The sequence below is a fragment of the Gordonia sp. NPDC003425 genome (assembly GCF_053588635.1).
On sequence record NZ_JBSFQI010000004.1, the window covers coordinates 1 to 12,691 of the forward strand.

Consider the following 12,691-nt stretch of genomic DNA (forward strand, 5'->3'; position numbering starts at 1 on the left):
GCAGATTGACCCCCATTGAATTCGAGACCATCATCAACCACGAGGCCCCTCAGGCCGCGTGACTAACCCTGTCACCTATCCGTGCACCAGGCCCATGTGATCATGATCGGCACTATGAACACCGCCGACCGATCTATCGCACTCGTCGACGCCGCGATGCGACGCCGCTTCGCCTTCCTGCCACTCCATCCTTCGGAGCCACCCACCGACGGAATCCTGCGCACATGGCTCGCGCGCACCAACCGTCCAAGTGAGACCGCCGACCTACTCGACGAACTGAATCGGCGTATCGACGATGACGACTTCAAGATCGGGCCGTCGTACTTCATGCGGGACGCCGTGTTCGAACCCCAAGGTCTCGAACGTGCGTGGAAAACTGCGATCCTCCCGTTACTTGAAGAGTTTCACTACGGAGACCGCGGCATGGACGTTCAAGCGACGTACGGCCTCGACGCCATACGTAAGTCCATCGCGCCGTTGAGCGCCGAAGACGTGCCATACAACGAGTCAGATGACAGCGATGCCGCCGCCCCTGATCCTGACTGAGGGCGCGCCACCACAGCGCTTCGAACTATCGCCCGCAGAGTTCGAAGCACTTGGCCAGCTGGCGATCGCCGACGTCAGATTGACACGGGAGAGCGGTGTCTACGAGGTTGCCGCGGGACGCAAGATCGGCGCGGTCTCGATTGGTGACCGGCAAGTGGTCGTACGCCCGAAAATCGTCGACCTCAACCGACTCGTCTTCTTGCTGGGTTTCTCGGTCAATCGCGACATTTGGCGAGACGATGTCGTCAGGTTGACCCAAGCCGACGAGCTGTTGCCGGCGCTTGCCGAAGCGTTCTCGCGATTGGCGTCGAGGGCAACCGAGCAGGGTCTGATCCAGGGCTACCGGACTGTGCAGGAATCGTTGCCGGTCCTACGTGGCCGGCTGCTTGTCGGCGAGCAGATAACTCGTAGGTTCGGCCTTCCCGTGCCGCTCGCCGTCGAATACGACGATTACACCGTCGATGTCGCCGAAAACCGACTGCTGCTCGCGGCTACGCAACGATTACTGAAAGTGCCGGGCTTGTCGCGGCCCGCGCGACAGCATCTTCAACGGCTGCGAGTGACCATGGCCGACGTTGGTTCGCTCACCCGTGGACAGCCACTCCCAATCTGGCAACCCACCCGCCTCAACCATCGCTACCACGATGCACTCCGGCTCGCCGAGGTGGTGCTGGCAGCCCAGTCGTTTGAACACCGTGTCGGCGACCTTGTCGTCACGGGCTTCATGTTCGACATGTGGCGGATCTTCGAGGACTTCGTGTGTTCAGCTCTCGGGGAGGCGCTCGATCGCAGAAATGGTCGAAGTGTGGCGCAGTGGAGGACCTTCCTGGACATCGCCGATGAGGTCCGGATGAAGCCCGATCTGGTGTGGATGGGTGAGGGTCGGGACGTGCGTGCGGTCATCGACGCCAAGTACAAGGCCGAGCGGCCCGAAGGCTTCCCTGACGCCGATCTCTACCAGGTGCTGGCCTACTGCACTGCGCTCGGACTCGGTGATGGTCATTTGGTGTACGCGCAGGGCAATGAAGTCGGCCGCGTCCACACCGTGCGACGCGTCGGGATTACGATTCACTGTCATACTGTCGACCTCGCGCAATCTCCTGCCGACCTTCTCGCGCAGATTGAAACCATTGCAAACAAGGTCGCGACGAGCAGCACCCGCCCGCCACGTTGACAACAATTACCGAGTAACAGCCGGGTCACTATCCCCCAGTCGCACAAGCCATTAGGAATCAGCCACCCCGGCGAATTCGAAGCGATCATGACCACCCCGGCCAGTCAGGCCGTGTGACCGAATCTGTCACCTATCTGTGCAGCAGACCCGTTCGTCCTGATAGGGGTTGTCGACAAACAGCAGCGATTTTCACTCCACTTGGCGATGGGCAGGTCAGTGAATCTCCTCACTCCCCTTGCTCATTTAAAGATGGTCATTGTGAACGGTCAGCCAGGTTGGCGACCATCTGTCACACCTCGATCACGTCGACTAGGTCATCGAGGCCAACAAGGTCCGATGCATTGCGGGTGTAGAGGCGGGCGGAGTGGGCGTGCGCGGTCGCGGCGATCAGCAGATCCATCGACCGTGCACGCGGTTGTCGACCCGCCGCAACAACTGCTGCGGCGACGATCCCGTAACTTGCGGACACTGCCTCGTCAACGGGCAATGCGTCAAACATCTTCTCGATCAACAACAATCGTCGCAGTCGCTCGGCGCGGACAGCGCCGGTCTTGGCCACCAGCACGCCAAAGTGCATCTCCGCGAAGGTGATCGAGCTAAGCGCCAGTGATCCCGCGATCGGTTCGACATTGTTCGCAACGATCACACTCGTGTCGAGGATGCCTCTCAACGACGTTCCCACGGATCTGCGATCGTGTGATCAAGCATGTCGCGATCATCAGCCCAGGCGGGGTCTGCGGAGCCGACGAATAGCTGCTGCACGTCGGCCCACTCCCGCCAGATGCGTGGGGCCGCGGGAACAAGCCGGGCACTCGGGCGACCAGACACGGTGATAACGATCTCGGCGCCCGCCTCAACCCGACGCACCAATTCGGATGCATCTTGACGCAGTTCGCGCAGCCCTACGGTGTCGCTGCCCATGACGCCATGGTAGCACCTGTGCTACAGAAGTGGCGCGCGGCGGCACGGTGGAGTGCGTCGATACTCCTTCGTCGGGGGTGAGGGCGTCGCCATTCGCCACTCCCGTTGCTGATTCACACGGGCTGTGAACAGTCACGCCGCACCTACGGGTTTGTGACCCGCTTGCTACCCAGATTGCGGCGAGCGTCGGTGCTCCTGCACAAGTTCTTTGGTGCGGAGCAATCGCAAGGCGGTGACCAGCACAATGCCACCGATCAAGTTGAACACCACGGCATACCAGAACCACGACAGCCAGTCTGTGTAAGTCACATCGGCATGCACTTGGATTGCACCGAAGACGAGCAGCGAGTCCAGGACCGAATGAAACAGCTGTAGTCCGGCAAGCAAGAATGCGGCGCCCACCGCTGCCGCGATTTTGGCCGGGTCGGACGTGGTCCCCTGTTGCATCCGAGTCAGCAAGGTCATGGTGCTTCCGCCGAGCACCGCCAGACAGATGCTCTGTAGCGATAGCGGCGCGTCGACAAAATGATGCGCAGAATCCGACAGCGTCTTATTCCATTCGGGAAACGACCGGGTGATCAACCACATGATCGCCCAGCCGCCCACAAGATTCGCGAGTAGCGTCCCGCTCCAGAGCTTGATCAACTGCGGTACGGAACCGTGTCGAGCCGCTACGGCGGCGATGGGCATGAGGAAATCCTCGGTGAACAGTTCGCTGTGTGCGAGGTAGATCGCGATGAGTCCGATGCTGAACGCGAGACCGGCAAGGAGATGGTTGCCGGTCTCGTGCAGCACGGCAAGCATCGCCATCACGCCTAGACCGATTTCGAGCCCGCCGAACAGTCCGGTGATCAGTACCGTGCGAACCGTGCGGTGCAGGCGTTGGGCTCCTTCGGTCACTACCTCGTCGAAACTCTCCTCGAGTTCCTCCTCGACGGGGCCGTCGTTCTTGCCCACTTCGCGACGGACATCCTCCGGGTCTCGTTCGTTCGCGTTAATCCGATCCCCTTCATTTCGTGGCTGACTCGGCGTGTCAGAGGTCGAGCACAATTCGCAGCGCCTGATCAATCGCTTGCATGCGTTCTGGGCCGAGGATAGTTAGTTGAGACGACAATCGTTCAACGGATACGACTCGCAATTGATCGCAGCGTGCGTATGAGGTGTGGTCGAGTCCGCTGCTGTCTGGGTCGAGTTCGACGTGGCTTCGCAGACCGTAGCCTACGGTGGTGATCGGAACGACCACTACCAGGCCGCCGGGTCCGTTGTTGAGGATATCTACTGACACCACGACCGCCGGGCGGCCGAAGGCCGGCTCGTGGCCGGCCGGCTTGCCGAGATCGATGAGGTAGACCTCCCCTCGCCAGATCACGCCAAGCGGTCCCATTCTTGGCGTTCGTCTAGGTACTGTTCCCACAGTTCGGGATTGCTGCGCAGTCGCTGGTAGTCGCCGTTGAGTCCGCGAAGGAACTCCTGTCGTTCGAGGGCGTCGATTGCCGCGTGCACGACGTCGACAACGGCGGTCTGGCGGGCCTTGGCCAGTGATTGGAGGCGCTCGGAATCTGGTCGACGTACGCGGACGGTCGTGGTTTCGGCAGCCATCTCGCCAGTGTAGACGAATTGTAGACACGGAGATGGATCGCCGGTCGTGGCGGATCGCTCGGCATACGTCCTCAGCCGGGCATCACATATGCGCCGTCGAGCCCTTTGACCTGCTGCCAGACGCGGTCGAACGAGTCGGCATCGGCGACTGGCCGTCGAACGGCGCCGAGTGCCCATGACTGCTGCTCCGTTGTGGCCGTCGGCTTGCCGTACAGCGACACGGCGTAGCCGGAGAAGTCGCGGATCTGGAAATCGAAGATCCGGTTGAGGAGATCGGAGTCGAGTCCGGTGATCGCGGCCTGTTCGAGGATCAACTGCCCGTAGACGACCAGCGAGAACAGATGTCCGACGGTCAGGACGAAGTCCAAGTCCTTCTGCTGCTCCGCGCTCGGTGCCGCAGTCTGCAACAGCGTTCGCAGGGCTTTCGCCTGCTCGTAGAACACCCCGACGTTCGGCACATCGGTGCGAGCTTCATACGGCGTCGTCCAGTCGGCAAAGCGGACTTTACCTGCGCCGCCGACGGGCCCCTGTGCGAAGAAGAACGTGTCATCGGTGGCGTCGAGTCGAGTCCCGATCTCCGGGTATTCGACCGGCCCGAACAGGTAGTTCGGCATGAACTTCAGGATCTGGCCGACGTTGACGTGCACCGTCCCCTCCAGCCGCGGTAACCAGCCGATGAATCGGTTGGCCTGATGGAAGTAGGTGTTCTTCTCGTATCCCTTGGCCGCGACAACGTCGAGCAGCAGCGTCATCACCGTCTCACCCTCGGAGGTCACCTTCGATTTCGTGACCGGGTTGAACAGCAGGTAGCGGCGGTCGTCGAGGCTCGCCGACCGGAAGTAGTCGACGGCGCGGTCGCTGAACAACTTCATCGCCGACAACCGCGCATACGCGTCGACAAAATTGCCCTGCACGTGCGAAAAGTCGGTGACCGGTTTGCCGTACAGAATTCTGTTGTTGGCGTGGGTGATCGCCTCGAACAGCGAATGCGTGCACATGCCGACCGACCCGTGACACAGGTTGAACTTGCCGACGTTAACGGTGTTGAGCGCGGCGGAAAACGCCTCGGGGCCGGTGTGCAGGATGTCGTCGGCACCGATCGGATAGTTGTCGAGTTCGAAGGTCGACACAAACATCTGCCCGTGCACCACGTTGTCGATGAGGCGGTAGTTCTCGTGCCGAGAGTCGACGGCGAAGAACACGTAACCGTCCGGCCCCTCGACGTCGGCGCGGCGGCCGAACACCGACACCATGCCCGCCACGTTGCCGTTACCGATGTAGTACTTGGTGCCCGACGCGGTGAAACCGCCTGCGCGATCGCCCGTGAGAACCATGTCGGTGCTGTACACATCCGCGCCATGCGACCGTTCGGACAAGCCGAAGGCCATCACTTCGCCGTCGAGAAGCTGCTGTGCCGCTTTGGTCTTCGCGACTTTGTTGTCCGACATCCAGATCGGCCCGAGGCCGAGGATGGTCACCTGCTCGGCGTACCAATAGGACAGGCCGTAGAAGCCGAGGATCTCGCTGAGCGCGGCATTGCGAGACCCGTCCCAGCGACGGTTGTCGTCACCGTCGGCATAGGCGGCCGGCGTGAGAAATGTCGCGAACAGTTTCTCCTTCTTCTCGAACTCGAGGAAGTCGGTGACCCACTCGGCGTTCAGGTCGGCCTGCAGCAGGCGCTGCTTCCCGTAGGACTCGAAGAAGTCGATCGTCGCGCGCAGCAACCTGCGTGTCTCGGCGTCGAACCGTGAGTAGTCGTCGGTGGCGGGGTTCAGTAGCAGGCCCATGTGGCAAAGCGTAGTCAGTGGAGCGTTGCCCGGAACCACGTCCCTCAGATCGTCCTCGCCCGCGTCGACAAATTTGTGACGTACAACGCCGAATAGCGTGCCGACGACTCGGATTTCTACAAAAGGCAAGGCTTCCTTTTCGAGTGGATCTGAACGAGATCTCGGCTGTCACCTGATCGGACTAATTGCCGAAATCGGGCACATTTTTGTTCACATGACGCGGATTTGTTTGCTTAACTATCTGGGCAATCCGGCTCGCGAGAGGACATGAATCATGCTGACCGACAACCGAACACAACGTCGCGCACGCGAACGCGCAGAGGCACGCAAGTCTCGCCGTTTGCAGAAAGCCGTCGTCGCGCTCGGTGCAAGCCTGGTAGTGGGGGCGGGAGGTGCGGGAGCCGCATTTGCCGAATCCCTCGATTCGCAACAGATTGCGGAAAACAGCTACAGCACGGCCGAGAACCTGATCGCGATTGCCGACAACCTGGGTCGCACCCAGATCGCGCTCCTCGCGCCCGCCGGCAAAGCCCTCCCGGACGGCTGGGTTCCCGTGGTGACCAGCGACCGCACAACAAGTTCCCGCCAACTCAGTTTTATCGACGCGCTCACCGAAGGCGGCAAACTGCTCCTTGCGGTTCCCGACACCAGTTCGATTCCCGGGGCGTCGACCACTCTCTCGGGGGTCAGCCCTCAGGCCGCGCAGGCGCTCGCAGCCCTCCCCGTTCTCGACACGGTGGGCTCGGGTGCTCAGGTATACGTGAAGATGGGCTCGGCGCTGGTCAAGCTCAATGCGATCAACCTGCAGACCGTGCTCAAGAACGGAGTGGCAGACGTCACACAGGGACTCGGGGGCGACAAGGTGTCCCAGCATGCCGGCGATCTGAAGGGTATTCCGACGATCGATGACGCCCTCGGATTCTGGACAGGGACGCAAACGACGTCGCAGTGGACCGGAACCGTGAATTACCTAGGTGCCAAATCGAATTCCTGGATCAGCCAGGACCGGGTCACCATGAACGGCATCGACTCCGATCAGCTCAAAGCGCTGTTCGCACAGAATCTCAACACTCCTGACGCGTTGATCGTGGCCAACGGACAGAAGCAGCTGGTGCAGACCGGCACGAAAAAGGTGTGCACGATCTTCGGGTGCGTCACGGTACCCGTGTACGACACGCAGTGGGTCGGCGAGACGGACAGCAACGGAAACCAGGTCTACACCACGACCTATAACCCGAATGACGCCATTGCGGGCGCTCTGTCGTCGCTCGACGGCATTGATGTCGCCGGTTTCTCGGTGATCTCGCGCCAGGTGGGGAGCACTTTCACCGGTCCGAAGGGCGGGACCGCGGCCTGGCAGGGTGCGGCCACGCAGGTCATCGTGCCCGGGGTCGACGGCGCGGACGATTACGTGGCGACCGTGCCGCTGTTCGCGGCGGGCGTCGCACTGCCCGATGACCTCTTCACGACCGGGATGCAGCTGACTCCAGGTCTGGTCACCGCCAGTGGACAGTCGGTGAACACGGTGCTCGGTAGCCGATCGGCAACCGCATCGCTTCCGATGCTGGAATTGTCCGCCGAGAGGACATCGCTTCTGGAGTCGAGTCATCTCGGACCCGACGGAATCGCCTACAACTCGGGGTGGACGATCGCGATGATCAAGGTCGGGGACACCACGGTGCCGCTGGTGTACTCGCGCGGATCGTTCAACGCCGGGCCCAACGGGTTCGGATTCACCGGTCCGTCGTTCCTGGGTGTCGGATTGCCGGGCTTCCAGGTGGGAACGGGTCCAAACACCTCGTCGACACTCCCCGATGCCGTGTCCGGACTGTTGGGCGATATTCCCACCTCGGTCATCACCCTGACACCGTCGCTGCTCTTCCAGCTTGCCCAGATCGAGGACCCGTCCGGCGGAGTGCTCAGCGATCCCATCGGCACGCTGGAAAAGGTCCTCACTCCCCTGTTCAGCAAGTACGTGACGCCCACCGCCACCCAGATCTCACAGGCCATCGCCGACGCCACGACCAAGGCCGTCAACGACGTCTCGGACGGGGCGAAGGCGCTGTCCGACGAGGCGGTCGACGCGTCTGACTCTCTCGCCGATACCGCAGAACAAGCTGCAGTGGACATCGAGTCGGTGGGGACACAGACCCCGTCGGCCTATGGGGCCGAGACGGAATCGGTCGATACGGCGGACACGTCCCGCGGTCGTCACGCGCTCCCCGAGGGTTCCGCGCCGCAATTCGCCCCCAAGTCGCCGACCCTACCGCGGCACGCGGCTCCACCCTCGAACTCGAAGAAGTCTGAGGACGCGACGCCAGGCAGCGACGACTCGCCGGAGCCGAACACCACGACCGCGGGTTCACACTCCGGGCCGACCCTTGGCGGCACAAAGGATTCGGGGTCGAAGGCCTCGGAGGCCTCGGACTCAAATGACTCGACGACCACCTCGGACTCGACGGACTCGACAGACACCTCATCTGATACGTCATCGAGCCCGTCAAGCCCTTCAGAATCGTAGGCGAGTGCCGGTGCCGAATCGGGGTTCTGCACCGGCACCACCTGGTGGTCACGCATGACCACCGGTAGCCGCGGATGTTCGCTGCCCGTCACTAGTGTGAGAGATGAGAACTGATCTCGCAGACGCCGTGAAGGGTGGACCGCATGGACCTACCGAACGAACTCGTCGAACTGTTGCGCACTCCGGCGCTGTGTTACGTCGCCACCGTCATGCCCGACGGGTCGCCTCAGCTGACTCAGACATGGGTCGACACAGACGGCACGCGGGTGGTGATCAACATCGTTGCGGGCATGCAGAAGGCGCGGAATCTCGCTCGAGATCCACGGGTGGCCGTCGCGGTCTCCGATCCCGGCACACCGGCGCTGTTCACTCAGATCCGTGGCCGGGTGGTCGAGATGACCAGCGACGGTGGAGTCGACTCGATCAACGCATTGGCCAACAAGTACACCGGCAAACCGTACGCGTGGTACGGCGGTCGGGAGCAGACCAGACTGATCGTGACGATCGAAGCGGACCGCATCGCTGCCGTGCCGTGAAAGCGTGACGCGCTCTGTCGGGATAGCGTGTGAACTTGCATGCCCAAACCACACCTCTAACGGGCGATGTCGGCGTCCCGCGTCGCCATTTCCTTCCCGCGTCGGTAATTCCATGCGCGAGAAGGAAATGGCGCAGCGGGAGGGTCGAGCCGGGGTCTCGGGCGTGCATCGCCACCGTGCCGTGAGAGCGTGACGCGCTCTGTCGGGATAGCGTGTGAACTTGCATGCCCAAACCACCCTGGGAGCCGCTGTGACCGTCAAGCTCATGATCATCCTCGGCAGCGTCCGCGAAGGACGTATCGGATTGCCCATCTCGGAATGGGTGAACAACGCGGCCGAAGCCGACGACAGATTCGACGTCGACTTTGTCGACCTCGCCGAACTGGCCCTGCCGTTCATGGACGAACCCAACCATCCGCGCCTCAAGAGTTATGTGCACGACCACACCAAGGCTTGGAGTGCGCGTGTGGACTCGGCCGACGGCTTCCTTTTCGTGTTCCCCGAGTACAACTACAGCTACTCCCCCGCGATCAAGAACGCCCTGGACTACTTGCACAACGAGTGGATTCGCAAACCGGTCGGATTCGTGAACTGGGGTGGGATTTCCGGCGGCACACGCGCCCAGGTGGCGCTGCGGGTGGTGGTGACCGCGCTCGGGCTGGTGCTCACACGCGGCAACGTCGAGATCAACTTTCCGCAGAAGCAGTTGACCGACGACGGCGTCTTTGAACCCAGCGACCAACAGACCGCTGTGCTGGCCGCGCAGCTCGATGAAATCGCCGCTGTAGCAGAAGCGTTGCGTCCCTTCCGTAGTTGACGTGTGTTGTCGGCAAGAGTTTGCCGAGTGTTCAGCCACACCACGTGGGGCGCGTCCGATGCCGCGGTCGATGACCACGGGTATCTGCGTACCGGTTGCGCAGGTGCCCGGGGATCGTAATCCTCGTAGCCAGAGAACCTGGCAGACGGGTTCTGCCGAACGAGAAGCGCGAGGTACCGATGACAACCACGTACCCATCCAGTGGCGGGACCTCATCGGATCACCGTCATGGTTGAGCAGCACGCAGCGCCCACCAGTATCGGCGTACTGACCAGCGGTGGCGACGCATCGGGAATGAATCCCGCAGTCCGTGCGGTAATCCGCACCGCGCTGCATCATGGCCTCGACGCGTACGCGATCCACGAGGGCTACCAGGGTCTCGTCGAGGGCGGCGATCTCATCAAACGGATGTCCATCTCCGACACCGACGGCACCCTCCACAAAGGTGGCACCGACATCGGTACCGCTCGCTCAAAGGAGTTCCGCACCCGGGAGGGTCGCCGCGCGGCCGCCCGGCACATGCTCGAGCGTGGCATCGACGCCCTGGTGGTGATCGGCGGAGATGGCAGTCTCACCGGCGCGAACATGTTCCGGGCCGAATGGCCCGAACTGCTCGCCGAGTTGGTCGATGCCGGCGAGGTCGCCCCCGACGTCGCGCAGGCTCACCCGTTCCTCCGCTTGGCGGGCATCGTCGGCTCGATCGACAACGACATGTCGGGCACCGACATGACCATCGGCGCCGACACCGCGTTGCATCGGATCGTCGAGGCGATGGACGCGCTGCGCAGCACTGCGTCGAGCCACCAGCGTTCATTCGTGGTGGAAGTGATGGGACGCAACTGTGGCTACCTCGCGCTGATGTCGTCGCTGGCCACCGCAGCCAACTGGGTGCTGATTCCCGAGCAGCCCCCCGAGGACGGTTGGCAAGACCGGATGTGCCACGACATACGAACCGGTCGTCTCATCGGCCGGCGCCAATCGGTGGTGGTGGTCGCCGAGGGCGCCCACGACTGTCACGGCAACCCGATCACCGCCGAGCAGATCAAGAAACTCCTCGAGGACGAACTGGGTGAGGACACCAGGATCACCACCTTGGGCCACGTCCAGCGCGGCGGCCCGCCGAGTGCGTTCGATCGCTACCTGGCGACGCTGATGGGCAACGCCGCGGTGGAACGCCTGCTCACCGACGATCCCGAAGCGCCGGCCCAGTTGGTGGGTCTGCGTGGGAACCGCGTGGTCACCTCGCCCCTGATGGAATGCGTCGAGCAGACACGTGCCGTCGCCGACCGCATCAAGAATCATGATTACGAGGGTGCGATGCTGTTGCGTGGCGGCAGTTTTCGCCATTCCCACCGCATTCTCCAGACGGTCCAGCAGGCCGCCGCGCGCCCGACACCGCACGGTCGGCGCCGATTCCGACTCGCGATCGTGCACGCCGGTGGCCCGGCACCGGGCATGAACACCGCGGTGCGCGCAGCCGTTCGCCTGGGTCTGGACCGTGGCTACACCGTGGTGGCGGTGAAGAACGGTTTCCGTGGACTTCGCCGAGGCCAGATCCAGGAGATGGACTGGATGGACGTCAGCGGCTGGGTGTCGGACGGTGGTGCCGAGATCGGCACCGATCGATACGTCCCGTCGGGCGAGGCGATCGCGCAGATCGCCGAGCAGATCACTGCCCACCGCATCGACGGCCTGCTGATGGCCGGCGGATGGGCAGGATACGAGGCCGCCTACGAACTGCACAGGCATCGAGAACGGTTCTCGGCACTCGACATTCCGATCGTGTGCCTACCGATGACCATCAACAACGACGTGCCCGGGACAGAACTGAGCATTGGCAGCGACACGGCGCTCAACAGCATCGTCTCCGACGTCGACAAGATCCGACAATCCGCGGTGGCCACCCGGCGGGTGGTGGTGGTGGAGGTGATGGGGCGCAACTGCGGATATCTCGCGTTGCTCTCGGGAATCTCCTCGGGTGCCGAACGGATCTACATGCCCGAGGACGGCATCACCATCGACGACCTGACCACCGACATTCACAACATGGCCGACCGCTTCCGGTCCGGCAGAAGACTTGGCCTGATCATCCTCAGCGAAGGCGCCGACCCCGTGTACAACACCTGGTTCATCACGTCGTTGTTCGAGAAGGAGGGCGGAGAACTGTTCGACGCCCGACAAGCGGTTCTCGGCCATCTGCAGGAGGGCGGAGATCCCTCACCGTTCGACCGCATCCACGCCACCAGCATGACCGCGCGCTGCGTCGAGTTCCTCTCCGAGCAACTGGAATCCGGTGGCCGTGCCAGCGCGATGATCGGGTTCCAAACCGGCCGACTGCAATTCACCGACCTGACGTCGTATCCGACTCTGATCGAGCCCGGCGCCAGAAGGCCCGTCGAGCAACGGTGGATGGAAGGCAAGAGGATCGCCGAGATCATGCGTCATTGATCCGACTCACCCGGTGGTGCTGCTGCCCCCGTGCGGTGCCGGGCGCAATGCCCATGCCGGAACCCAATGCGTGACCTGCTCCTCGCGGCTGGTGGTCTTCACGGTGTAGGTGACCCGCCCGAACCAGCAGCCCCAATCGTCCATGGACCACGCCGTCAGAACTCCCAGATGTACCGAACGGATCTGCAATCCGTCGGGTTGATAGCGACCCTCGAAATGCGGTGGCGTCGGAAACAGGGCGGCCAGGTCGATCAGCACCGCCCGGTGTCCGACGTGATGGAAAGCCGATGCGTTGCCCGGCCGTCCACTGTCGCCGCCGATCGCCCGCATCTCCATGCGTCG

Annotated in this window: 13 protein-coding genes; 6 read left to right on the forward strand and 7 right to left on the reverse strand. The window is 62.7% G+C overall.

Going from position 1 to position 12,691, the window contains the following annotated elements:
- Positions 1-114: 114 nt before the first annotated feature.
- Complete coding sequence (locus tag ACWDTD_RS06355; protein ID WP_449746245.1) at positions 115-546, forward strand: hypothetical protein; 432 nt, start codon at positions 115-117, stop codon at positions 544-546.
- On the forward strand, positions 512-1,720 hold the full coding sequence (locus ACWDTD_RS06360) for an McrC family protein (protein WP_449746246.1): 1,209 nt from the start codon (positions 512-514) through the stop codon (positions 1,718-1,720). The genes ACWDTD_RS06355 and ACWDTD_RS06360 overlap by 35 nt, the downstream gene beginning before the upstream one ends.
- A gap of 289 nt (positions 1,721-2,009) precedes the next feature.
- Here the strand turns inward: ACWDTD_RS06360 and ACWDTD_RS06365 are convergent, their stop codons facing one another.
- The 6 genes from ACWDTD_RS06365 to ACWDTD_RS06390 form a co-directional block, all read right to left on the reverse strand.
- On the reverse strand, positions 2,010-2,402 hold the full coding sequence (locus ACWDTD_RS06365) for a PIN domain-containing protein (RefSeq protein ID WP_449746247.1): 393 nt from the start codon (positions 2,400-2,402) through the stop codon (positions 2,010-2,012).
- Positions 2,387-2,641 (reverse strand): type II toxin-antitoxin system Phd/YefM family antitoxin, encoded by a 255-nt coding sequence (locus tag ACWDTD_RS06370; RefSeq protein ID WP_449746248.1) that lies wholly within the window; start codon positions 2,639-2,641, stop codon positions 2,387-2,389. Before ACWDTD_RS06370 ends, ACWDTD_RS06365 begins: the two co-directional genes overlap by 16 nt.
- A 165-nt stretch (positions 2,642-2,806) precedes the next feature.
- Entirely contained in the window at positions 2,807-3,598 is a 792-nt protein-coding gene (locus tag ACWDTD_RS06375) for a formate/nitrite transporter family protein (protein WP_449746249.1), read from the reverse strand.
- A 76-nt stretch (positions 3,599-3,674) separates the two neighbouring features.
- Positions 3,675-4,025: a type II toxin-antitoxin system PemK/MazF family toxin gene (locus tag ACWDTD_RS06380; protein WP_449746250.1), complete on the reverse strand. Its 351-nt coding sequence runs from the start codon at positions 4,023-4,025 to the stop codon at positions 3,675-3,677.
- The gene (locus ACWDTD_RS06385; RefSeq protein WP_449746251.1) at positions 4,007-4,240 is read right to left on the reverse strand and encodes a hypothetical protein; all 234 of its coding nucleotides are present in this window, start codon (positions 4,238-4,240) and stop codon (positions 4,007-4,009) included. The genes ACWDTD_RS06380 and ACWDTD_RS06385 overlap by 19 nt, the downstream gene beginning before the upstream one ends.
- A 71-nt stretch (positions 4,241-4,311) precedes the next feature.
- Complete coding sequence (locus tag ACWDTD_RS06390) at positions 4,312-6,027, reverse strand: acyl-CoA dehydrogenase family protein (RefSeq protein WP_449746252.1); 1,716 nt, start codon at positions 6,025-6,027, stop codon at positions 4,312-4,314.
- Between the two features lie 274 nt (positions 6,028-6,301).
- Here ACWDTD_RS06390 and ACWDTD_RS06395 point away from each other — a divergent pair, with 274 nt between their 5' ends.
- The 4 genes from ACWDTD_RS06395 to ACWDTD_RS06410 all read left to right on the forward strand — a co-directional run bounded on the left by ACWDTD_RS06395 (position 6,302) and on the right by ACWDTD_RS06410 (position 12,349).
- Positions 6,302-8,548 (forward strand): hypothetical protein, encoded by a 2,247-nt coding sequence (locus ACWDTD_RS06395; protein ID WP_449746253.1) that lies wholly within the window; start codon positions 6,302-6,304, stop codon positions 8,546-8,548.
- 143 nt (positions 8,549-8,691) lie between these two features.
- A complete protein-coding gene (locus tag ACWDTD_RS06400; RefSeq protein ID WP_449746254.1) occupies positions 8,692-9,084 on the forward strand; it encodes a PPOX class F420-dependent oxidoreductase in 393 nt (130 codons plus the stop codon).
- A gap of 250 nt (positions 9,085-9,334) precedes the next feature.
- Entirely contained in the window at positions 9,335-9,901 is a 567-nt protein-coding gene (locus ACWDTD_RS06405; RefSeq protein ID WP_449746255.1) for an NADPH-dependent FMN reductase, read from the forward strand.
- A 228-nt stretch (positions 9,902-10,129) separates the two neighbouring features.
- Entirely contained in the window at positions 10,130-12,349 is a 2,220-nt protein-coding gene (locus ACWDTD_RS06410) for a 6-phosphofructokinase (protein ID WP_449746256.1), read from the forward strand.
- Between the two features lie 6 nt (positions 12,350-12,355).
- On the opposite strand, the gene ACWDTD_RS06415 is transcribed toward ACWDTD_RS06410, so the two are convergent.
- Positions 12,356-12,679, reverse strand: coding sequence for a hypothetical protein (locus ACWDTD_RS06415; RefSeq protein ID WP_449746499.1), 324 nt, complete (start codon positions 12,677-12,679; stop codon positions 12,356-12,358).
- Positions 12,680-12,691: the final 12 nt, after the last annotated feature.